The sequence below is a fragment of the Sphingobacteriaceae bacterium genome, from assembly GCA_016715905.1.
Classification (GTDB): domain Bacteria; phylum Bacteroidota; class Bacteroidia; order B-17B0; family Aurantibacillaceae; genus Aurantibacillus.
This window is the reverse complement of sequence record JADJXI010000004.1, coordinates 555,674-576,826: the sequence shown is the minus strand read 5'-3', so window position 1 is coordinate 576,826 and position 21,153 is coordinate 555,674. Positions and strand designations below refer to the sequence as shown.

Annotated in this window: 34 protein-coding genes and 1 pseudogene; 34 read left to right on the top strand and 1 reads right to left on the bottom strand. The window is 35.8% G+C overall.

What is annotated here, in order from left to right; translation table 11 throughout:
• Positions 1 to 165: 165 nt before the first annotated feature.
• The 34 genes from IPM51_06870 (at position 166) to IPM51_06705 (ending at position 20,450) form a co-directional block, all read left to right on the top strand.
• Positions 166 to 570 carry a 30S ribosomal protein S12 gene (locus IPM51_06870; GenBank protein MBK9284029.1) on the top strand — a complete coding sequence of 135 codons (405 nt, stop codon included), beginning with the start codon at positions 166 to 168 and terminating at the stop codon, positions 568 to 570.
• A 14-nt stretch (positions 571 to 584) separates the two neighbouring features.
• Complete coding sequence (rpsG, locus tag IPM51_06865; protein ID MBK9284028.1) at positions 585 to 1,052, top strand: 30S ribosomal protein S7; 468 nt, start codon at positions 585 to 587, stop codon at positions 1,050 to 1,052.
• Positions 1,053 to 1,059: 7 nt separating this feature from the next.
• The gene (fusA, locus tag IPM51_06860) at positions 1,060 to 3,177 is read left to right on the top strand and encodes an elongation factor G (GenBank protein MBK9284027.1); all 2,118 of its coding nucleotides are present in this window, start codon (positions 1,060 to 1,062) and stop codon (positions 3,175 to 3,177) included.
• A gap of 26 nt (positions 3,178 to 3,203) precedes the next feature.
• Positions 3,204 to 3,509, top strand: coding sequence for a 30S ribosomal protein S10 (gene rpsJ, locus IPM51_06855; protein MBK9284026.1), 306 nt, complete (start codon positions 3,204 to 3,206; stop codon positions 3,507 to 3,509).
• A 47-nt stretch (positions 3,510 to 3,556) separates the two neighbouring features.
• Complete coding sequence (rplC, locus tag IPM51_06850) at positions 3,557 to 4,180, top strand: 50S ribosomal protein L3 (GenBank protein MBK9284025.1); 624 nt, start codon at positions 3,557 to 3,559, stop codon at positions 4,178 to 4,180.
• Between the two features lies 1 nt (position 4,181).
• Positions 4,182 to 4,811 (top strand): 50S ribosomal protein L4, encoded by a 630-nt coding sequence (gene rplD, locus IPM51_06845; protein MBK9284024.1) that lies wholly within the window; start codon positions 4,182 to 4,184, stop codon positions 4,809 to 4,811.
• Between the two features lie 2 nt (positions 4,812 to 4,813).
• Positions 4,814 to 5,104: a 50S ribosomal protein L23 gene (rplW, locus tag IPM51_06840; protein ID MBK9284023.1), complete on the top strand. Its 291-nt coding sequence runs from the start codon at positions 4,814 to 4,816 to the stop codon at positions 5,102 to 5,104.
• A 22-nt stretch (positions 5,105 to 5,126) separates the two neighbouring features.
• On the top strand, positions 5,127 to 5,951 hold the full coding sequence (gene rplB, locus IPM51_06835) for a 50S ribosomal protein L2 (protein ID MBK9284022.1): 825 nt from the start codon (positions 5,127 to 5,129) through the stop codon (positions 5,949 to 5,951).
• 59 nt (positions 5,952 to 6,010) lie between these two features.
• Positions 6,011 to 6,280: a 30S ribosomal protein S19 gene (gene rpsS / locus IPM51_06830; protein ID MBK9284021.1), complete on the top strand. Its 270-nt coding sequence runs from the start codon at positions 6,011 to 6,013 to the stop codon at positions 6,278 to 6,280.
• A 26-nt stretch (positions 6,281 to 6,306) separates the two neighbouring features.
• A complete protein-coding gene (rplV, locus tag IPM51_06825; protein MBK9284020.1) occupies positions 6,307 to 6,705 on the top strand; it encodes a 50S ribosomal protein L22 in 399 nt (132 codons plus the stop codon).
• Between the two features lie 3 nt (positions 6,706 to 6,708).
• A complete protein-coding gene (gene rpsC / locus IPM51_06820) occupies positions 6,709 to 7,446 on the top strand; it encodes a 30S ribosomal protein S3 (protein ID MBK9284019.1) in 738 nt (245 codons plus the stop codon).
• Positions 7,447 to 7,494: 48 nt separating this feature from the next.
• Positions 7,495 to 7,929, top strand: a complete 435-nt coding sequence (gene rplP, locus IPM51_06815; protein ID MBK9284018.1) for a 50S ribosomal protein L16 — start codon at positions 7,495 to 7,497, stop codon at positions 7,927 to 7,929.
• 56 nt (positions 7,930 to 7,985) lie between these two features.
• The gene (gene rpmC / locus IPM51_06810; protein MBK9284017.1) at positions 7,986 to 8,195 is read left to right on the top strand and encodes a 50S ribosomal protein L29; all 210 of its coding nucleotides are present in this window, start codon (positions 7,986 to 7,988) and stop codon (positions 8,193 to 8,195) included.
• Between the two features lie 13 nt (positions 8,196 to 8,208).
• A complete protein-coding gene (gene rpsQ / locus IPM51_06805) occupies positions 8,209 to 8,472 on the top strand; it encodes a 30S ribosomal protein S17 (GenBank protein ID MBK9284016.1) in 264 nt (87 codons plus the stop codon).
• A 25-nt stretch (positions 8,473 to 8,497) separates the two neighbouring features.
• On the top strand, positions 8,498 to 8,866 hold the full coding sequence (rplN, locus tag IPM51_06800; GenBank protein MBK9284015.1) for a 50S ribosomal protein L14: 369 nt from the start codon (positions 8,498 to 8,500) through the stop codon (positions 8,864 to 8,866).
• A gap of 18 nt (positions 8,867 to 8,884) precedes the next feature.
• Complete coding sequence (gene rplX, locus IPM51_06795) at positions 8,885 to 9,202, top strand: 50S ribosomal protein L24 (protein ID MBK9284014.1); 318 nt, start codon at positions 8,885 to 8,887, stop codon at positions 9,200 to 9,202.
• A complete protein-coding gene (rplE, locus tag IPM51_06790; GenBank protein ID MBK9284013.1) occupies positions 9,202 to 9,774 on the top strand; it encodes a 50S ribosomal protein L5 in 573 nt (190 codons plus the stop codon). The genes rplX and rplE overlap by 1 nt, the downstream gene beginning before the upstream one ends.
• Positions 9,767 to 10,036: a 30S ribosomal protein S14 gene (gene rpsN, locus IPM51_06785; GenBank protein MBK9284012.1), complete on the top strand. Its 270-nt coding sequence runs from the start codon at positions 9,767 to 9,769 to the stop codon at positions 10,034 to 10,036. The genes rplE and rpsN overlap by 8 nt, the downstream gene beginning before the upstream one ends.
• 114 nt (positions 10,037 to 10,150) lie before the next feature.
• Complete coding sequence (gene rpsH / locus IPM51_06780; protein MBK9284011.1) at positions 10,151 to 10,549, top strand: 30S ribosomal protein S8; 399 nt, start codon at positions 10,151 to 10,153, stop codon at positions 10,547 to 10,549.
• A 23-nt stretch (positions 10,550 to 10,572) separates the two neighbouring features.
• Positions 10,573 to 11,127, top strand: a complete 555-nt coding sequence (gene rplF, locus IPM51_06775) for a 50S ribosomal protein L6 (protein ID MBK9284010.1) — start codon at positions 10,573 to 10,575, stop codon at positions 11,125 to 11,127.
• A gap of 38 nt (positions 11,128 to 11,165) precedes the next feature.
• Positions 11,166 to 11,522, top strand: a complete 357-nt coding sequence (locus IPM51_06770; GenBank protein ID MBK9284009.1) for a 50S ribosomal protein L18 — start codon at positions 11,166 to 11,168, stop codon at positions 11,520 to 11,522.
• A 10-nt stretch (positions 11,523 to 11,532) separates the two neighbouring features.
• Positions 11,533 to 12,051: a 30S ribosomal protein S5 gene (gene rpsE, locus IPM51_06765; protein ID MBK9284008.1), complete on the top strand. Its 519-nt coding sequence runs from the start codon at positions 11,533 to 11,535 to the stop codon at positions 12,049 to 12,051.
• A gap of 10 nt (positions 12,052 to 12,061) precedes the next feature.
• The gene (gene rpmD, locus IPM51_06760) at positions 12,062 to 12,241 is read left to right on the top strand and encodes a 50S ribosomal protein L30 (GenBank protein ID MBK9284007.1); all 180 of its coding nucleotides are present in this window, start codon (positions 12,062 to 12,064) and stop codon (positions 12,239 to 12,241) included.
• Positions 12,242 to 12,286: 45 nt separating this feature from the next.
• The gene (gene rplO / locus IPM51_06755; protein MBK9284006.1) at positions 12,287 to 12,739 is read left to right on the top strand and encodes a 50S ribosomal protein L15; all 453 of its coding nucleotides are present in this window, start codon (positions 12,287 to 12,289) and stop codon (positions 12,737 to 12,739) included.
• Position 12,740: 1 nt separating this feature from the next.
• On the top strand, positions 12,741 to 14,072 hold the full coding sequence (gene secY / locus IPM51_06750) for a preprotein translocase subunit SecY (protein MBK9284005.1): 1,332 nt from the start codon (positions 12,741 to 12,743) through the stop codon (positions 14,070 to 14,072).
• Between the two features lie 4 nt (positions 14,073 to 14,076).
• The gene (gene infA, locus IPM51_06745) at positions 14,077 to 14,295 is read left to right on the top strand and encodes a translation initiation factor IF-1 (GenBank protein ID MBK9284004.1); all 219 of its coding nucleotides are present in this window, start codon (positions 14,077 to 14,079) and stop codon (positions 14,293 to 14,295) included.
• Positions 14,296 to 14,312: 17 nt separating this feature from the next.
• Positions 14,313 to 14,429, top strand: a complete 117-nt coding sequence (gene rpmJ / locus IPM51_06740; GenBank protein MBK9284003.1) for a 50S ribosomal protein L36 — start codon at positions 14,313 to 14,315, stop codon at positions 14,427 to 14,429.
• Positions 14,430 to 14,454: 25 nt separating this feature from the next.
• Complete coding sequence (gene rpsM, locus IPM51_06735) at positions 14,455 to 14,832, top strand: 30S ribosomal protein S13 (GenBank protein ID MBK9284002.1); 378 nt, start codon at positions 14,455 to 14,457, stop codon at positions 14,830 to 14,832.
• A gap of 21 nt (positions 14,833 to 14,853) precedes the next feature.
• Positions 14,854 to 15,264, top strand: coding sequence for a 30S ribosomal protein S11 (gene rpsK, locus IPM51_06730; protein ID MBK9284001.1), 411 nt, complete (start codon positions 14,854 to 14,856; stop codon positions 15,262 to 15,264).
• A gap of 126 nt (positions 15,265 to 15,390) precedes the next feature.
• Complete coding sequence (gene rpsD, locus IPM51_06725; protein ID MBK9284000.1) at positions 15,391 to 15,996, top strand: 30S ribosomal protein S4; 606 nt, start codon at positions 15,391 to 15,393, stop codon at positions 15,994 to 15,996.
• A 35-nt stretch (positions 15,997 to 16,031) separates the two neighbouring features.
• A complete protein-coding gene (locus IPM51_06720; protein ID MBK9283999.1) occupies positions 16,032 to 17,024 on the top strand; it encodes a DNA-directed RNA polymerase subunit alpha in 993 nt (330 codons plus the stop codon).
• A 64-nt stretch (positions 17,025 to 17,088) separates the two neighbouring features.
• Positions 17,089 to 17,562, top strand: a complete 474-nt coding sequence (gene rplQ / locus IPM51_06715; protein ID MBK9283998.1) for a 50S ribosomal protein L17 — start codon at positions 17,089 to 17,091, stop codon at positions 17,560 to 17,562.
• Positions 17,563 to 17,706: 144 nt separating this feature from the next.
• Complete coding sequence (locus IPM51_06710; GenBank protein MBK9283997.1) at positions 17,707 to 19,365, top strand: T9SS type A sorting domain-containing protein; 1,659 nt, start codon at positions 17,707 to 17,709, stop codon at positions 19,363 to 19,365.
• 176 nt (positions 19,366 to 19,541) lie between these two features.
• Complete coding sequence (locus IPM51_06705; protein ID MBK9283996.1) at positions 19,542 to 20,450, top strand: transglutaminase family protein; 909 nt, start codon at positions 19,542 to 19,544, stop codon at positions 20,448 to 20,450.
• 5 nt (positions 20,451 to 20,455) lie between these two features.
• Here the strand turns inward: IPM51_06705 and IPM51_06700 are convergent.
• Positions 20,456 to 21,136: pseudogene (locus IPM51_06700) on the bottom strand (response regulator transcription factor).
• Between the last annotated feature and the right edge of the window lie 17 nt (positions 21,137 to 21,153).

Below are 21,153 nucleotides of genomic sequence, written 5' to 3'. Positions count from 1 at the left end.
GCTTTTAACGGAATCGTTCTGATTCATTGACATTTAGTCTATAAATATTTTAGGCAAATCCTTGTTCGTTAAATTTATTTGAGTATCTTTGCCCTCCCTAAAACAAAATTAGGGGTAAAAAAACGCTGAAATACCAATAAAATCAAGTAATACAGAGGATTTAAGATGCCTACAATTTCACAATTAGTAAGAAAAGGTCGCAAAAAAGCAACCAACAAGAGCAAATCGGCCGCTTTGGACTCATGTCCACAACGCCGTGGTGTATGTACAAAAGTGTACACAACTACACCTAAGAAGCCTAATTCAGCCATGCGAAAAGTGGCTAAGGTTCGTTTAACCAACAAGGAAGAAGTAATTGCTTACATTCCCGGAGAAGGACACAACTTGCAAGAGCACTCCATAGTTTTGGTGCGTGGTGGTCGTGTGAAAGATTTACCGGGTGTACGTTATCACATTGTGAGAGGAAGCCTGGATACTGCAGGTGTTGAGGGCCGTAAACAACAACGTTCAAAATATGGAGCGAAGCGACCAAAAGCAGGTGCTGCAGCAACTCCGGCAAAGAAAAAATAATTAATTGAATTAAGATGAGAAAATCAAGAGCTAAAAAACGCGTTTTATTACCTGATCCAATTTATAACGATACATTGGTAACTCGCTTTTTAAATAATTTAATGTATGACGGTAAGAAGAATACCGCATCAAGTATATTTCATGAAGCTATTGCAACTGTTGCAAAGCGTACAAATGAAGATGGTTTAGAAGTTTGGAAAAAGGCATTGGCTAATGTTACGCCACAGGTTGAAGTAAGATCTCGCCGTGTTGGTGGTGCTACTTTTCAAATTCCTTCTGAAATCCGCCCTGATCGTAAAGTATCAATGGCCATGAAATGGTTAATTCTTTATTCACGCAAACGTAACGAAAAGTCAATGGCTCAAAAATTAGCCGGAGAAATAGTTGCGGCGGCAAAAGAAGAAGGTGCAGCTTTCAAAAAGAAAGAAGACGTGCATAAAATGGCGGAAGCCAACAAAGCATTTTCACATTTTAGATTCTAATAAATAGATGAGCGACTTAAAATATACAAGAAATATTGGGATTGCTGCCCACATTGATGCCGGAAAAACTACGTGTACTGAACGTATATTATATTATACAGGCGTAAATCATAAAATTGGCGAAGTGCATGATGGTGCCGCTACTATGGATTGGATGGCTCAGGAGCAAGAAAGAGGTATTACCATCACTTCAGCTGCCACAACTTGTTACTGGAATTACCGTGACAATAAATATAAAATCAATATTATCGATACCCCAGGTCACGTGGACTTTACTGTTGAAGTAAATCGTTCATTGCGTGTATTGGATGGGTTAGTGTTCTTATTTTCAGCGGTTGACGGTGTTGAGCCTCAATCTGAAACAAACTGGCGCTTAGCCGATAATTATAATGTTACTCGTATCGGCTTCGTTAATAAAATGGACCGTCAAGGATCTGATTTTTTAGCAGTTGTAAAACAAGTAAAAGATATTTTAGGTGGTAATGCAGTTCCTTTGCAATTACCTATCGGTGCTGAAGAAAATTTTAAAGGAGTTGTTGATTTAATCAATAATCGTGGAATTGTTTGGAATGAAGAAGATAAAGGGATGACTTTTACAGAAGTTCCTATTCCGGATGATATGAAAGATGAAGTGGCTGAATATCGTGAGAAATTATTCGAAGCAGTTGCGGAATTTGATGATCAGTTAATGGAGAAGTTTTTTGATGCTCCGGATACAATCACTGAGCGTGAAGTGTTAGATGCTCTTCGTAAAGCTTGCGTTGCAAATAAAATTGTTCCTATGGTTTGTGGTAGTGCCTTTAAAAATAAGGGTGTTCAAACCATGTTGGATTTGGTGATGGAATTAATGCCATGTCCGTTAGATAGAGATAATATTAAAGGAATTAATCCGGATACAGGAGAGGAAGTTACTCGTAAACCTTCTTCTTCAGACCCATTCACTGCCCTTGCATTTAAAATCGCAACAGACCCTTTTGTTGGGCGTTTGTGCTTTTTCCGTGCTTATTCAGGTAGATTGGATGCCGGTTCTTATGTATTAAATACACGTTCCGGAAATAAAGAAAGAATTTCCCGCATATTTCAAATGCATGCTAATAAACAAAATCCTATCGAATTTATCGAAGCAGGTGACATTGGCGCAGCAGTTGGGTTTAAAGATATTCGCACTGGTGATACACTTTGTGCTGAAAAGTTTCCAATTGTATTGGAAGCTATGAATTTCCCTGAACCGGTAATCGGAATTGCGATTGAACCAAAAACACAAGGTGACCTAGATCGTTTAGGTGTTGGTTTAAATAAATTATCTGAGGAAGATCCTACTTTCCGTGTTAAAACGGATGAAGATTCCGGTCAAACCATCATTTCCGGAATGGGTGAATTACATTTAGAAATTATTGTTGATCGTTTAAAGCGCGAATTTAAGGTAGAAGTTAATCAAGGTGCTCCACAAGTTGCCTATAAAGAGGCAATTTCTACTTCTGTTGAACATCGCGAAGTATATAAAAAGCAAACGGGTGGTAGAGGTAAATTTGCGGATATCCGTTGTACATTAGGACCTCTTGACGCAGATTATGATGTTGCAAAAAACGGTGAATTACAATTTGTGAATGAAATCACTGGCGGAAATATTCCTCGTGAATTTATTCCTTCAGTTGAAAAAGGATTTAAAGCTTCATTAGCAAATGGTGTTTTAGCAGGTTATCCCTTAGTTGGATTAAAAGTAGTATTAACCGATGGTTCATACCACGCGGTTGACTCTGATGCTTTATCATTTGAAATTTGTGCTCGTACTGCATTCCGCGAAGCGTTACCAAAATGTAAGCCGGTATTGTTAGAGCCAATTATGAAAGTAGAAGTTTTAACTCCTGAACAAAACATGGGTGATGTAGTTGGTGACTTAAACCGTCGTCGGGGTCAAATTGAAGGTATGGATTCTAAAGGAAATGCACAGGTAATAAAAGCTAAAGTTCCACTTTCTGAAATGTTTGGTTATGTAACACAATTACGTACACTAACGTCAGGTCGCGCAACGTCCACTATGGAATTCTCACATTATTCAGAGTGTCCGGCAAATATTGCAACTGATGTGGTAGCAAAAGCAAAAGGTAAAACAGCAAAAGTTTAAACTAAATATAAATACGTTCTTTAAAAATGAGCCAGAGAATCAGAATCAAACTAAAATCATACGATTTTAACCTCGTTGACAAGTCAGCTGAGAAAATCGTGAAAACTGTGAAAGCAACAGGAGCCGTGGTTAACGGACCAATTCCTTTGCCTACAAACAAAAGAATCTTTACAGTTTTAAAATCCCCTCACGTAAATAAAAAAGCGCGTGATCAGTTTCAGTTATGCTCTTATAAGCGTTTGTTAGACATATACAGTTCTTCTTCAAAAACTGTTGATGCTCTAATGAAACTCGAATTACCAAGTGGAGTAGAGGTAGAAATTAAAGTTTAGTGATCTCTTAAATTAAGTAATTAGTAATAAAAATAAATAAATAAAAAATGTCAGGAATAATTGGTAAAAAAATAGGAATGACCAGTTTCTTTGATGCCAAGGGCAAATACGTGCCATGCACAGTTATAGAAGCGGGTCCTTGCGTTGTTACGCAAGTAAAAACCAATGAAAACGACGGCTACAATGCTATTCAATTGTCATTTGATGAGAAAAAAGAAAAAAACACATCAAATGCAATGAAGGGGCATTTCGGTTTGGCTAAAACAACGCCAAAAAGAAAAATTGTAGAATTCCGTCATTTTGAAGTTGCAAAAAATTTAGGTGATGTTATTACCGTAGATCTTTTTGCAGAAGGTGATTTTGTTGATGTTGTTGGTACATCAAAGGGTAAAGGTTTTCAGGGTGTTGTAAAACGTTATGGATTTAGCGGTGTTGGACATGCAAATAAATCGCATGGTCAGCATGATCGTGAAAGAGCTCCTGGTTCAATGGGTGCTTCTTCTGATCCGTCACGTGTTTTACCGGGAAAAAGATTGCCGGGAAGAACTGGAGGTAACCGTAAAAAAATGCAAAATCTTCAGGTAGTTAAAGTAATGGCAGACAAGAATGTTATTCTTGTGAAGGGTTCGGTTCCCGGTGCTAAAGGGTCTTACGTTTTAATAGAGAAGTAACATGCAAGTAGAAGTATTAAATATAAGCGGTAAGAAAACAGCAAAAAAAGTAGATTTGGCAGATGCCATTTTTAATGCTGAACCAAATGATCATTGTATTTATCTAGACGTTAAGTTGCATTTAGCAAATCGTCGTCAAGGTACACATAAATCAAAAGAACGTGCTGAAATTGCACGTACAACTAAAAAATTAAAACGTCAAAAAGGTACCGGCGGAGCACGTGCCGGTTCTATGAAATCTCCTTTGTTTATTGGTGGTGGTCGTGTTTTTGGTCCAAGACCTCGCGATTATTCATTTAAATTAAACAAAAAGGTTAAGTCATTAGCGCGTATTTCTGCTTTATCGTATAAAGCAAAAGATAATGCAATTACTGTATTAGAAGACTTTAATTTTGAAGCTCCGAAAACTAAAAATTATATTGATTTATTGAAAAATTTAAATCTTTCTGATAAGAAAACATTAGTGGTTTTAGGTGGAGTAAATAAAAACGTGTATTTGTCTTCGCGCAACATTCAGGGTACTAAAGTGGTTAACGCTTCTGATATCAATACGTATGATATTTTAAATGCCGATACTTTGGTTTTAGCTGAAAGTTCTGTGAAAGTTTTAGAAACAATTTTAAATAAGTAAAAATGGAAATAATAGTAAAACCCATAATTACAGAAAAAATGACTTCACAGAGTGAAAAATTTAACCGTTATGGTTTTATTGTAGTGAAGGAAGCAAACAAAACGCAAATAAAAGCTGCGATTGAAAAAATGTATAATGTAAAAGTTGATTCTGTAAATACTCAACAATACGTTGGTAAAGTAAAAACTCGTAATACGACTCGCGGTTTAGCTATAGGTCGCGTAAATCGTAGTAAAAAGGCATTTGTAACATTAAAAGATGGAGAGGTTATTGACTTCTACGCTAGTGTATAATTTATAAAAACAAAAACCTAAAATGGGATTAAAAAAATATAGGCCACTTACTCCGTCGTTAAGATATAAATTAACGACCGACTTCGCAGAAATTACTGCTGACAGGCCTGAGAAAAGTTTGGTAAAATCTACCAAATCGTCCGGAGGACGCAACAATACCGGTAAAATGACAATTCGCTACATCGGTGGTGGTCACAAAAAAGCTTATCGCGTTATTGATTTTAAAAGAGATAAAGATGGAATCGAAGGAACAGTGAAAACTGTTGAATATGATCCAAATCGTTCTGCTCGTATCGCTTTAGTTGTTTATAAAGACGGCGAAAAACGATACATCATTGCTCCACACGGTATTCAAGTAGGACAAAAAATAATGAGCGGAAAAGGTGCAGCTCCGGAAATCGGGAACACTTTATTATTATCTGAAATTCCTTTAGGAACAATTATTCATAATATTGAATTAAGACCTGGTCAAGGTGCCGCACTAGCGCGCAGTGCAGGATCATTTGCACAATTATCCGCTCGTGATGGTAAATATGCAATTTTGCGTATGCCTTCAGGTGAATTAAGAATGATTTTAATTACTTGTAAGGCAACGGTTGGTTCTGTATCAAATCCTGATCATAACCAAATCGTACACGGTAAAGCCGGTCGCAGACGTTGGTTAGGCCGTCGTCCTAGAAACAGACCGGTAGCCATGAACCCTGTTGATCATCCAATGGGTGGTGGTGAAGGTCGTGCATCCGGTGGTCACCCACGTTCTCGTAAAGGTATTCCTTCAAAAGGATACAAAACACGTTACCCTAAAAAAGCATCTTCTAAACACATTATAGAGAGAAGAAAAAAATAGTATAATCGTTTAATGGTCCCTTATTTATAATGGGGGGATTCAAAACTAAAAAAAGAAAAATGGCAAGATCACTAAAAAAAGGTCCCTTTATAGATCACAATCTTTGGGATAAAGTTCAAAAAATGAACAGTGGCACTAAAAAGTCAGCATTAAAGACTTGGGCCCGTCGTTCTACAATTCCACCTGAGTTTGTTGGGCACACGTTTGCTGTGCATAATGGAAATAAATTCATTCCGGTTTATGTAACCGAAAACATGGTTGGGCACAAATTAGGAGAATTTGCGCCAACACGGATATTTAAAGGCCACGCTGGTCATAATAAAAAATAAGCAGCTAAAGCAAAAAATAACGTAACATGGGAAAAAGAAAAAGATTAGTTGCTGAAAAGCGCAAGGAACAAAATAAGACTACTTATTTTGCAAAATTAAATCATTGTCCAACTTCACCTCGTAAAATGGCGCAAGTTGCCGACTTGGTGAGAGGTATGGATGTATATAAGGCTTTAACTGTATTAAAATTTAATACGCGTGAGGCTTCAAACCGATTGGAGAAACTTTTAAAATCTGCAATTGCGAATTACGAATTAAAAAATAATTCACGCGCGGAAGAAGGAACTCTATATGTAAAGTCTGTTAAAGTGGACAGTGCTCCTCAGGTAAAAAGATTACGTACCGCACCTCAAGGTCGTGGTTACAGAATCAGAAAACGTACAAACCACGTAACTTTAATTATTGATACAAAAAATAACGATTAAGAAATGGGACAAAAAGTAAATCCAATAGGTATCAGATTAGGAATCATCAAAGGATGGGATTCAAACTGGTTTGGCGGTAACGATTATTCAGAAAAATTAGTTGAAGATGAAAAAATCAGAAACTACCTGAAAGCACGTTTAGCAAAAGGCAGCATTTCAAAAATTGTTATTGAAAGAACAATGAAACTGATAACAGTTACAATCAACACAGCTCGTCCGGGAATTATTATCGGAAAGGGTGGAAAAGAAGTTGATAAACTGAAGGAAGAAATTAAAAAGCTTACCAAAAAGGAAGTTCAAATTAATATTTTTGAAATTAAACGTCCTGAATTAGACGCGCGTTTAGTAGCTGATAGTATTGCTCGTCAAATCGAAGGTCGTATATCATTCCGTCGTGCAGCTAAAATGGCTATGGCAAGTACTATGCGTTTAGGAGCAGAAGGTATTAAAATCAAGGTAAGCGGACGTTTAGGTGGTGCTGAAATGGCACGTACCGAAGGTTATAAAGAAGGAAGAACTCCTTTACACACTTTACGTGCAGATATTGATTATGCAGTTGCAGAAGCGCACACATCTTATGGTCGTATTGGTGTAAAAGTTTGGATTTGCAGAGGTGAAGTTTACGGTAAACGTGATTTAACTCCTAACGGTTCAGCTTTAAAAGAGAAGAAAAGTAACGATAGAGCAGGTGATAAGCCAAAATTCGGAAATAGAAAAAGAACTAGAAAAGAAGATAAATAACAATAAATCTTTAAAAGGATTCATCGTTAAATAGATAAATTATAAGTCATGTTACAACCAAAAAGAACAAAATACAGAAAATCCCAAAAAATGAAAATCAAGGGTAATGCCAAACGTGGGCATGAATTAGCCTTTGGTTCATTTGGAATAAAAGCGATGGCTGAGTCACGTATGACCGCTCGTCAGATTGAAGCTGCCCGTATAGCCATTACTCGTTTTATGAAAAGAGAAGGTCAGGTTTGGATTAGAATTTTTCCAGATCGTCCGGTTACTTCAAAACCTGCAGAGGTTCGTATGGGTAAAGGTAAAGGTGCTCCTGAATATTGGATGGCACCGGTTAAACCAGGACGTATTTTGTTTGAAGCAGACGGTGTGCCATTAGCAGTTGCAAAAGAAGCACTTCGTTTAGCCGCACAAAAACTTCCTATTGTATGTAAATTTGTAGTAAGAAGAGATTACGTAGAAGCAGAAGCATCAAAATAAAAAACACTTGGTTGGTTGAACCGTTACTTTAATTAACCTGGTCAAAAATAAATAAAATGAAAAACAAAGAAATAGCAGGCTTATCAGATCAAGAATTAAATGATAAAATCGTAAGCGAAAAAGCAGGTTTAAATAAATTAAAAGTAAATCATGCGGTTTCTCCTATTGAGAACCCGTTAACTATTCGTTTAAATCGTAAAACTATTGCACGCTTAAAGACTGAAGAAACTAAGCGTAAAAAAAATACTGCTACATCAAAAAAATAATTGATCAGTAAAAATGGAAAACACAGCAAGAAATTTAAGAAAAGAAAAAATTGGGATTGTTACCAGTAACAAGATGAACAAAAGCATCGTTGTTGCAGTTATGCGTAAGGTTAAACATCCTAAGTACGGTAAATTCGTTAATCACACCAGCACATTCGTTGCTCATGATGAGAAAAATGAATGTAGTATTGGTGATACAGTTCGCATAATGGAAACTCGTCCATTAAGTAAAACAAAAAACTGGAGATTAATTGAAGTAGTTGAAAAGGTTAAATAATATTTTGATTTAAAAAAAAGTAAAAATGATACAGAACGAATCAAGATTAGCAGTAGCAGATAACAGCGGAGCTAAAGAAGTGTTGGTTATTCGTGTTTTAGGCGGAACCCGCAAGCGTTATGCTTCAATTGGAGATAAAGTTGTTGTAACCGTTAAACATGCATTACCAAGTGGTAACATAAAAAAAGGTACAGTAAGCAAGGCTGTAATTGTGAGAACAAGAAAGGAAATCAGTCGTCAGGATGGATCTTATATTCGTTTTGATGATAATGCAGTGGTGTTGTTAAATGCAACTGACGAAATTAGAGGAACGCGTATTTTCGGTCCTGTTGCTCGTGAATTACGTGATAAACAGTTTATGAAAATTATATCACTTGCTCCTGAAGTATTGTAAGATTAGAAAAATTAAAACATGTCAAAAATTAAATTAAAAAAAGGCGATACCGTAAAAGTAATCTCTGGGGAGTCAAAAGGCTCGTCCGGAAAAATTATTTTTATCGATACAAAAACGCAGCGTGTAATTGTAGAAGGTGTAAACATGATTAGCAAAAGTGAGAAACCTAACGCAAAAAATACAAATGGCGGAATTGTAAAAAAAGAAGGTGCAATTCATATTTCTAACCTAATGTTTGTAGAAGGTGGAAAAGGAATCCGCATAGGCAAAAAAATTGATGAAAAAACGGGCAAACTAATTCGTATTTCACGTAAAACTAAGGAGGCAATTAAATAATGGCAACAACAACTTACCAACCTCGTTTAAAAGAAAAATACAGAGGAGAAATAGTTCAAAACCTGAAAAAACAATTTCAGTATTCAACTGTAATGCAGGTTCCTAAATTGGAAAAAATTTGCATCAATCAAGGAATTGGAGATGCGGTTTCCGATAAGAAATTAATAGAGTCCGCGGTGAAAGAAATGACCACAATTACCGGTCAAAAAGCGGTTCCTACAATGTCTACAAAAGATATTTCAAACTTTAAATTACGTAAAGGCGTTGCTATTGGTGTACGCGTTACATTAAGAGGCGATAAAATGTACGAATTTTTAGATCGTTTAATTGCTTCTGCTTTGCCACGTATTCGTGATTTTAAAGGGGTAAATGATAAAGGATTTGATGGGCGAGGTAACTATACTTTAGGTGTAACCGAGCAAATTATTTTTCCTGAAATCGACATCGATAAAGTGAGCAAAATTCAGGGTATGGATATTACTTTCGTAACATCTGCCGGAACGGATAAAGAAGCTCATGCATTACTAACAGAATTTGGAATTCCATTTAAAAGAAAAGAAAATAATGGCTAAAGAATCAATGAAAGCCCGCGAAGTAAAAAGGGCTAAACTTGTTGCAAAATACGCTGCAAAGCGCGAACAATTGAAAAAGGATGGTAACTGGGAAGAACTTCAGAAGTTACCACGTAATTCAAGCAAGGTGCGTATGCGTAATCGTTGCAAAATTACCGGCAGACCAAGAGGGTACATGAGTACTTTTGGTATTAGTCGTAATACTTTCCGTGATATGGCACTTTTTGGGCTAATCCCGGGGGTTACAAAAGCAAGTTGGTAAAACAACTTGCGGGGTTTCAAAAATAAGTGTATATTTGCGACCCTTAAAATAGGATAAATAAATTGTTTCATATAATTATTCCATTGTTGGAATAACATATAAACTTAAATAAAAATGACAGATTCAATATCAGACTACCTTACGCGTGTGCGTAATGCCATCAGAGCAAATCACAGGGTAGTAGAAGTTCCGGCTTCTAATTTAAAAAAAGAAATCACTAAGATTCTTTTCGAAAAAGGTTACATCCTTAACTACAAATTCGAACCAAGCGAGAATAAACAAGGCTCAATTAAAATTGCCTTGAAATATCATCCGGTTACAAAACAACCGGCTATTCGCACGCTTGATAGAGTGTCATCTCCCGGATTGCGTAAGTATGCCGGTGCTGGTGATATTCCTAGAGTTTTAAATGGTTTAGGAATTGCCATTGTTTCAACTTCAAAAGGCGTAATCACCGATAAAGAAGCAAAAAAGCTTAATGTGGGTGGTGAAGTTTTATGTTACATTTCATAATCAACTAAAGGAGGAAATTAATCATGTCACGAATAGGAAAAGCCCCGGTAGTTATACCAAAAGGAGTTGAAGTTACGATAGCCAATGGAATTGTAACCGTAAAAGGACCAAAAGGTACTTTAACTCAAAAAGTAGATTCAGATATTACAGTTACTATAGATAATGGTCAGGTTTTAGTTAGCCGTCCAACCGATCAAAAACGTCATCGTTCTTTGCACGGATTATATCGTTCTCTTATCGCAGGTATGGTTACCGGTGTAAGCGATGGGTATAAAACAGTTCAGGAATTAGTAGGTGTGGGTTACCGTGCTGTTACCAAAGGTCAGTTGTTAGAACTTTCTTTAGGATACTCGCATAACATAACATTTGAATTACCTAAGGAAATTAAAGTAACTACTACGGCTGAAAAAGGTGCTAATCCTACAGTAATTTTAGAATGTGCTGATAAACAGTTAATCGGAATGGTAGCTGCTAAAATCAGAAGCTTACGTAAGCCAGAACCATACAAAGGTAAAGGTATTAAGTTTGCAGGTGAAGTATTACGTAGAAAAGCAGGTAAGTCTGCAGCTAAAAAATAATAATTAAATCATCATCTTAAAAAAAGGTTAAAATAAAGATGGCACAGAAAAAAGAAAATAGAAGACAAAGAATTAAACTAAAAATACGTAAGCGTATTAAAGGTGATACAAACACACCGCGATTAAACGTATTTCGTAGTAATTCTGAAATATACGCTCAATTGGTTGACGATAGAGCCGGTAAAACTTTATTAGCAGTTGGTTCAATTGATAAATCAATACAAGCTGCAAAAGTAAATAAATCGGAAAAAGCAAAACTTGTTGGTAAAGCTATAGCTGAAAAAGCAGTGGCTAGTGGAATTACAGCGGTTGTATTTGACCGAAATGGATTTCTTTATCATGGTAGAATTAAATCGTTAGCAGAAGGTGCTCGCGAAGCAGGATTAAAATTTTAAAAATATTAAAATGTCAAAAGAAGTAGTAAAACGCGTTAAATCAAGCGACATTGAGTTAAAAGATAAATTAGTTGCCATTCAACGTGTAACTAAAGTAACTAAAGGTGGCCGACACTTCAGCTTTGCAGCTATTGTGGTTGTAGGAAATGAAAAAGGTGTTATTGGTCAAGGTTTAGGTAAAGCAAATGAAGTTACTGATGCGATTACCAAAGGAATTGAAGATGCCAAGAAAAGCCTTGTAAAAGTGGCTGTGTTAAATGGAACGGTTCCTCATCCTCAGGAAGGAAAGTTCGGCGGTGCGCGCGTATTTTTAAAGCCCGCTGCTCATGGTACAGGTGTAATTGCAGGTGGTGCAATGCGTGCAGTATTAGAAAGCGTTGGAGTTACGGATGTATTAGCAAAATCAAAAGGGTCAAGTAATCCACACAATGTTGTAAAGGCTACTTTAGATGCTTTGATGAAAATGAGAGATCCTATAACAATTGCTCAACAACGCGGTATTAAATTAGACAGAGTATTTAACGGTTAAAATTATTACAATGGGAAAAGTGAAGATTACATTAGTTAAAGGAAAATCAAAACGCAGTCCGATTCAAAGAGCTACGTTAACTGCGCTTGGTTTAAATAAAACCAACAGCTTCTCTGAAAAAGAAATTAATCCTGCTATACAAGGCATGATCAATAAAGTAAAACACCTTTTAAAGGTAGAAAGTATTTAATAATTAGAATAAACTGCCAATAGGCAAATTTTAAAAGAATATAGAATGAAATTAAGTGGATTAAAACCGGCAAAAGGATCAGTAAAGTCAAACTTCCGTCGTGGTCGCGGTCAGGGTTCCGGTGGTGGTGGTACTGCTACAAGAGGACATAAAGGTGCGCAATCAAGATCGGGATATTCTCGTAAGCGCGGTTTTGAAGGAGGTCAAATGCCTTTACAGCGTCGTTTACCTAAGTTCGGTTTCAAGAATATTAATCGTATTGAATACAGAGCTATTAATTTGGATGCGATTCAAAAATTGGTAGATAATATCAAAGTTTCCGAAATAACTGCCGAAGTGTTAATTAAAAACGGATTGGCCGGAAAAAATGATTTAGTGAAAATAATGGGTAGAGGCGAGCTAAAATCTAAGGTAGATTTTAAAGTACATGCTTACACAGCCTCAGCAAAAAAAGCAATTGAAGAAAAAGGTGGCTCAGCTACCGAGGTAAAAAAGTAATATGAAGCGTTTTTTAGATACACTCCGTAACATATGGACCATTGAGGAATTAAGGCAACGAATTCTGGTGACACTGGGATTGGTATTAATTTATCGATTGGGTTCTTATGTGGTACTTCCGGGCGTTAATGTTGATGCACTCAATGCCGCTCAAAGTAATCAGGATTCAGGAGGAATTGTAGGTTTAATCAATATGTTTGCAGGAGGAGCTTTTCTTCGTGCATCAATTTTTGGATTAGGAATTATGCCCTACATCACTGCATCCATTATTATTCAATTATTGGGAATGGCAGTTCCTTATTTTCAAAAAATGCAAAGAGAAGGTGAGAGCGGACGTAAAAAAATTAATCAGTTAACCCGATTTTTAACTATTGGTGTTACTGCTGTTCAAGCTCCGGGATACATCGCTTCAATTAAATCTACCGCCCCCGGTGCGTTTACCGATTTATCAACCATTTGGTGGGTTCAAAGTATTATCATTCTAGTAACAGGAACTATGTTTGTAATGTGGTTAGGTGAAAGAATTACTGATAAAGGTTTAGGAAATGGTATTTCTTTAATCATCATGATCGGTATCATATCTCGTTTACCTTTTGCGTTTTTATCAGAGGTGAAATCAAGAACTTCAGGTAATGGTGGATTAATTATATTCCTAATTGAGATTGTAGTATTATTATTGGTAATTGTAGGAAGTATATTGTTGGTACAAGGTACTCGAAGAATACCGGTCCAGTTTGCCAAGAAAATTGTTGGTAATAAACAATATGGTGGAGTTCGTCAGTATATTCCTTTAAAGGTGAACGCTGCAGGTGTTATGCCAATCATCTTCGCGCAGGCTATCATGTTTATTCCGGCAGCAATTTCCGGTTTTGCAGGAAGTTCGAGCGGTGTTTTTTCAGAAAGATATGGTTTTTGGTACAACTTAATTTTTGCAGTAATGATTATTCTTTTTACTTATTTCTATACTGCTATTATGGTAAATCCAAATCAGTTGGCAGATGATATGAAAAGAAACGGTGGATTTATTCCGGGAGTTAAACCGGGTAAAAAAACTGCGGAATTTATTGATCAGGTAATGAGCAGAATTACTTTGCCGGGTTCAATTTTTTTGGCCGGAGTAGCTATCATGCCTGCTTTTGCACAGAAATTAGGCGTTAACAGCGCGTTTGCTGATTTCTATGGTGGAACATCTTTGTTAATTTTAGTTGGTGTGGTATTAGATACTTTACAGCAAATTGAAACATACTTGCTAAATCGTCATTACGATGGTTTGATGAAATCGGGAAGAATTAAGGGTAGGGGTGCAAACGCAATGATGATGCAACAAGGATAATTAAATGGCAAAACAAGCGAACATAGAGATTGATGGAACAATTGCAGAAGCGCTGAGTAATGCCATGTTTAGAGTTGAATTGGAAAATGGTCATATGGTTACTGCACATATTTCAGGTAAAATGAGAATGCACTATATTAAAATTTTACCCGGCGATAAAGTAAGATTGGAAATGAGTCCGTATGATTTAACAAAAGCTAGAATAACGTTCAGATATAAATAAGTTAGTTTAAGTACAGTATGAAAGTAAGAGCATCCATAAAGAAAAGAAGCGTTGATTGCAAAATCGTTCGCAGAAAAGGAAAACTATATGTGATCTGTAAAAAGACACCTAAGTTTAAACAAAGACAAAAATAATTAGTAAAAATTTAAATTATATAAGATGGCACGTATAGCCGGTATTGATTTACCAAAAAACAAAAGAGGAATAATTGGCTTAACTTACATTTACGGTATTGGTCCTAGCAGAGCTGCAAAAATTTTGGCTACCTGCGAAATTAATGCCGATAAAAAAGTAAGCGAGTGGACAGATGATGAGCAAAACGCGATTCGTAATTATATTAACAATGGTTTTAAAGTTGAAGGGGCTTTACGTTCTGAAGTTCAGTTAAACATTAAACGTTTAACGGATATAAACAGCTACCGTGGTATTCGTCATCGTAATGGTTTACCGGTAAGAGGTCAAAGAAGCAAAACGAATGCACGTACTCGTAAGGGACGTCGTAAGACTATTGCTAACAAAAAAATGGTTACTAAATAATAATTAAATTAAAAATTAAAAATGGCTAAACAACAAGCATCGGCTTCAGCAGCTAAAAACGCTTCACGTAAAAGAACAGTGAAAGTTGAAGCGAGCGGAGAAGCGCATATTAATGCAACGTTTAACAACATCATCATTTCATTAACCAATTTGTCTGGTCAGGTTATTGCCTGGAGTAGCGCGGGTAAAATGGGATTCAGGGGTTCAAAAAAGAATACACCTTATGCTGCACAAATGGCGGCTCAAGATTGTGGCAAAACTGCATTTGAGGCCGGTTTACGTAAAGTAAAGGTTTATGTTAAAGGACCAGGTGCGGGAAGAGAAAGTGCTATTCGTACTATTGCTGCTGCCGGTATTGAAGTGTCGGAAATTATGGATATTACTCCAATTCCTCACAACGGTTGTCGCCCTCCTAAACGTAGAAGAGTATAAAAAATAAATAAGCCGGTCTCCATGAATTGGAGATTTGGAGTTGATTATCGTAAGGATTTTCAACTTAAATAATAAAAACCGATATCACTTAAAGTGATATCATTAACAAAAAAACAATTATTTAAAATGGCAAGGTACACAGGTCCAAAATCAAAAATCGCGCGTAAATTCAAGGAACCAATTTTCGGTCCTGATAAAGCGTTAGAAAAGAAAAATTATCCTCCGGGACAACACGGAGTATCTAAAAAACGTGCAAAACAATCTGAATACGCAGTTCAGTTACAAGAGAAGCAAAAAGCAAAATATACCTATGGTATTTTAGAAAAGCAGTTTGCCAGAACGTTTGAAAAAGCATCGCGTTCAACCGGAATTACAGGTGAAGTATTACTTCAATTGATTGAAAGTCGCCTGGACAATGTGGTTTATAGAATGGGAATTGCACCTTCTCGTCGTGCAGCTCGTCAAATCGTTAGTCATGCCCATATTGTAGTAAATGGTAATGTTGTAAACATTCCCTCATTTACTTTAAAACCGGGTGATGTTGTTGCTGTTCGCGAAAAATCTCAATCGTTGGAAGCAATTACCAATTCATTAAGCGGTCATGTAAACAAATATCCATGGATTGATTTTGACATCAATTCAATGACTGGTAAATTTATTAATCGTCCGGAACGCTCACAAATTCCGGAAAATATAAAAGAGCAGTTAATTGTAGAATTGTACTCGAAATAATCAATCAAATAAGTATTAAAAAATAAGTATATAATATGGCAATTTTAAATTTCGTAAAACCAGATAAAGTTATAATGATCAACTCAACTGAAACAGCAGGTCAGTTTGAGTTTAGGCCTCTTGAACCGGGATTCGGCATTACTATAGGCAATTCACTTCGCCGTATTTTACTTTCTTCATTAGAAGGTTATGCAGTAACAAGCTTAAGAATTGAAGGTGTTGATCATGAATTCACCACAGTTAAAGGAGTAGTTGAAGACGTAACTGAAATCGTTCTTAATTTAAAACAGGTTCGTTTTAAAAAACAATTGGATAACCACGATAACGAAAAAGTAACTGTTCATTTTGCAGGTAGCGATAAGTTTACTGCAGGTGATATTGGCAAATACATCAATGGATTTCAGATATTAAACCCTGAATTAGTAATTTTTAATTGCGATCCTTCTGTACGCCTTAAAATGGAATTAACGGTTGAACGTGGCCGAGGATATGTTCCTTCTGAAGAAAATAAAACAAATACAGCTCCAAACGGAACTATTTTTATCGATTCTATCTATACTCCAATTAAAAACGTAAAATACGTAATCGAAAATTATCGTGTTGAGCAAAAAACAGATTACGAGCGCTTAATTTTAGATATTGTAACTGATGGTTCAATTCATCCGAAAGATGCTTTAAAAGAAGCAGCCAAAATATTGATCTTTCACTTTATGTTATTCTCTGATGAGAAAATCACCTTGGATACTGAAGAGAAGAGAAATGAAGAGGAATTTGATGAAACCAGTTTACATATGCGCCAATTACTTAAAACAAAATTGGTTGATATGGACTTATCAGTTCGTGCATTAAACTGCTTGAAAGCCGCCGATGTAGAAACTTTAGGAGAATTAGTTTCTTTCAATAAAAATGATCTTTTGAAATTCAGAAATTTCGGTAAGAAATCATTGACAGAATTAGAAGATCTAGTACAGGCTAAAGGTTTACAATTTGGTATGAATGTATTAAAATACAAATTGGATAAAGATTAATCATGAAGCTGAAGAATTGGAATTTAATTCTGATTTGTAAAACTTCAAAGTAAAAATTAAACAAATGAGACACGGAGATAAAATAAATAATTTAGGCAGAACAATGTCACATCGCCAGGCATTGTTAAGCAACCTTGCTTGTGCCTTGATCGAAAATAAAAGAATATTTACAACTTTAGCCAAAGCTAAAGCATTACGTACTTACGTAGAACCCTTATTAACTAAGAGTAAAGATGATAGTACGCATAGTCGCAGAACTGTATTCAGCTACTTAGGTAATAAGGATGCGGTAACCACTTTATTCAAAGAAATTGCCGGAAAAATTGCCGACAGAAAAGGTGGTTATACACGCATTATTAAGACAGGTAACCGCCAAGGTGATGCAGCAGAAATGGCCATGATAGAACTGGTTGATTATAACGAACTATACTCAAACAAGAAGTCTGATGCAGGTGCTGCTAAGAAAACTACGCGTAGAGGTAGAAGCAAATCAAAAGCAAAGACCGAAACTGATTCGGAAGAAACAAAATCCGAGTAGTTACAGTAAAACTTTAACTGAAGTCGCAGAATTAGTTTTTTGCGACTTTTTTTATGTAAAATTTTAAATTCTGAATATAATTAACTATGTTAGTAGTTAAAGTAGAGTGGAGGAAATTCCCCGCTTTTAATTAAAATATTAAACATGAAAAAAAATTTATTTTTGTTTTTTACATTAGCCATTTTGGCTTTAAATCTAAGATCACAGAATCAAAATGTGATAAAACGATGCGGTACTGATGTTCCGCCAAAAGAATGGGATGAGTATTTCAATAAAGAAGTAGAAAAATATAAGCAGGATTTACAAACCGGAAAAAGAGCAGCTGTAGTTTATACTATTCCGGTAATTGTACATGTGATTCATGGAGGAGAACCTGTTGGAACATTTCCAAATATTTCAGCTGCACAAATTAATTCTCAATTAAATGTGCTTAATGCTGACTTGTCGGGAACAGGATGGAATGTAAATAATTTAGCGGCAACTGCGTTTTCAGCTGTTGGAGCAGCCAATTGCGAAATCGTTTTTTGTGCTGCAACAAAAAATAAATTAGGACAAACACTTCCGGAGCCGGGGATAGACCGTATAAATTACGTTGATTCAGGTTGGACTAATCCTGCAACATTTGGCACATCAGCTGCCTTTAAAGGTTATATTGATGCTACCATTAAACCCAAAACGATTTGGGACCCGACTAAATATTTTAATGTTTGGGTTACTAATGAAAGTTTGGGTAATGTGCAATTATTAGGTTATGCAACATTTCCTGCTGGTGCTGCACTTGCCGGATTAGGACCAGTTGGTTCAGGGCAAACTGATGGGGTATTTGTTTATGCAGGTTGTTATGGTAATGTAGGAGCCGTTTCTCCACCTTATAACCTTGGTAGAACTATGTCTCATGAAGTTGGACATTGGTTAGGTTTAAGGCACATTGGCGGAGACGGAAACGGAAACGTAAATGGTGATTGTGATGCCACTGATTATTGTGCAGATACACCTCCTCAAAAAGGTGGATTTAACAGCGGTCAATATGGTCAAAATTTTGGTGCACCTGCTTATCCACTTTATGCAACTGGTACTAATTCCTGTTCAGGTGCGCCAAATGGATGTATGTTTATGAATTTTATGGATTATTGCGATGATCAGGTATCTATTATGTTTACACCCGATCAAAAAACACGTATGGTTACTGCAATGACTACAGCCTTATATCGTCAATCACTTTCAAATAGTGCAGCCACGCAATGTAATAACCCGGCTAGCACACCCACAGCTTATATTAATATGCCTGTTCAAATTTGTAACACGGTAGGTGTGATATCTACTACAGCTTACGCGGTTGGAAATCCAATTCCAAGTTTTTTCTGGACCACAACACCAAGTGCCGGAGTAACTTATTCGCCTAGTAATTTAGTTCAGGCTCCTCAAATTACCTTTCCTACCGCAGGCTCATTTACTGTAAATTGTGCCGCAACTAATTCAGTTGGTACCGGAAACTCAATGATGACAGTAACCGTTGAAGTGTGTGATGTGGGATTACATGAGAATACATTAAATGCACACATTGCTTTGCAACCTAACCCAAGCAACGGTTTAGTAAATCTGATTATTACTTTACCTGTTTCAGCGCAAATTGATATCCAGGTAACAAATGTATTAGGTCAGGAAATAATTAGTAATCAATTAGGTGATATAACTAATAAAAGCATTGAATTAGACTTAAGTGGACAGTCAAACGGAGTTTATTTCATCAGTATCAGTAATGGTAAAGAAAAGACAATTAAACGACTTGTGTTAAATAAGTAATTTAAGTAAAAAACTATTGAAAGCCTCTGTGTTTATACACAGAGGCTTTTTCTTTATAAGTTACTATTGATTTATTAAAGGTGATTTGTTCAATTCGATAAACAACAGTTTTGTTAAAAACCTAATCATTAATTTGGTAACAAGGATGAATTCCGATATACATTTGCTACATAGGTATGGCATCTCGTAAAAAAAATGAACTAAGTTTAAAGGAAGTTATTGCACTTATTACTTTATTAGATGATCCTGATGAAGATATTTATACGCAAGTAAAAGATAGATTTGTTATACTTGGTCCGCCTGCAATACCGCATCTTGAAACAGCTTGGGAAAATAGTTTTGATGCGATTATGCAAAAACGAATTGAGACTATCATTCATACTATTCAATTTGAAGCATTAGAAAAAGCATTATCCTTTTGGGCTAAAAACGAGAACGAAGATTTATTAAAAGGGATACTTTTACTAGCACACTATCAGTATCCTGATTTAGATGAACAAGTGGTTAGGAAACAATTAGCAACTATTAAACAAGATGTTTGGCTAGAAATACATGATGATTTAACAGCACTTGAAAAAGTAAAAATTTTAAATCATATTTTATTTGAAGTGCATATGTTCAGCGGGAATATTACCAATTATCACGCACCTCAAAATTCATTTATAAATAATGTTCTTGAAAGTAAGAAAGGAAATCCTTTGATGTTGAGCGTTATTTATATTTTAACTTGTAAAGAACTCGGTATTCCTATTTACGGAATTAACTTGCCTCAACATTTTGTGTTGGCCTATGTAAATGAAAATGCAAGTTTAGTAGATGTAAATAACGTCACGCAGTCTAATAATGTATTATTCTATATTAACCCATTCAGTAAAGGGCTTGTGTTTAGCCAATCCGATATTGATACTTTTTTAAAACAATTGAACTTAGAGCCCGATGCAAAATATTATTTACCCTGCAGCCATACTGAAATTGTGAGAAGATGCATTCATAATTTAGTATTTGCTTATGAAAAACTGGGTTATCTTGAAAAAGTGGCAGAACTAAAGAGGCTAGAAAGAACATTAGGAAGCTTTAAACCCTGATTCTTTTACATCACAAATTTATATCCAACACCACGTATCGAAATAAAGTGTATCGGACTTTTAGGATCAACCTCAAATATTTTTCTAAATCCTAAAATGTAATTATCAATCGTTCTGGATGAAGCGTTTTCATCATCTTCCCATAATTCCTCAATAATTTTGTCGCGAGAAATAACAACATTAGGTTGTGAAGTAAGCAGTTTTAAAAATCCAATTTCGCGCTTTGATAAAGGCATCCGATGACCGGCAATATCCGTAATTTCATAAGTATCAAAATTTATATTGCATTCTCCAAAACTAAAGATTGAGGAAATGGGACTTGTGTTAACACGCTTTAAGACATTCTGAACTCGTAATAAAAACTCTTCTAAATCGAAAGGCTTAGTAATATAATCTTCAGCACCCAGTTTCAAACCTTTTATTTTATCATTAACCTGATTTCTTGCAGTTAAGAAAATTACAGGAAAATCAGGATTGGTTTTTTTGATATCATGATATACTTGAAATCCATCTTTAAACGGCATCATAATATCCAAAATGGCCATCGATAGGGAAGGGGCAAGTTTTTTATAACTTTCGATTGCCTGTTCACCATTCATGGCATATTCAACATCAATGCCTGCTAAATTTAAATTCAGAATTAAAGTTTTAGCAATAGATTCTTCATCTTCTGCAAGTAATATTTTATGTCGATATTGATTCA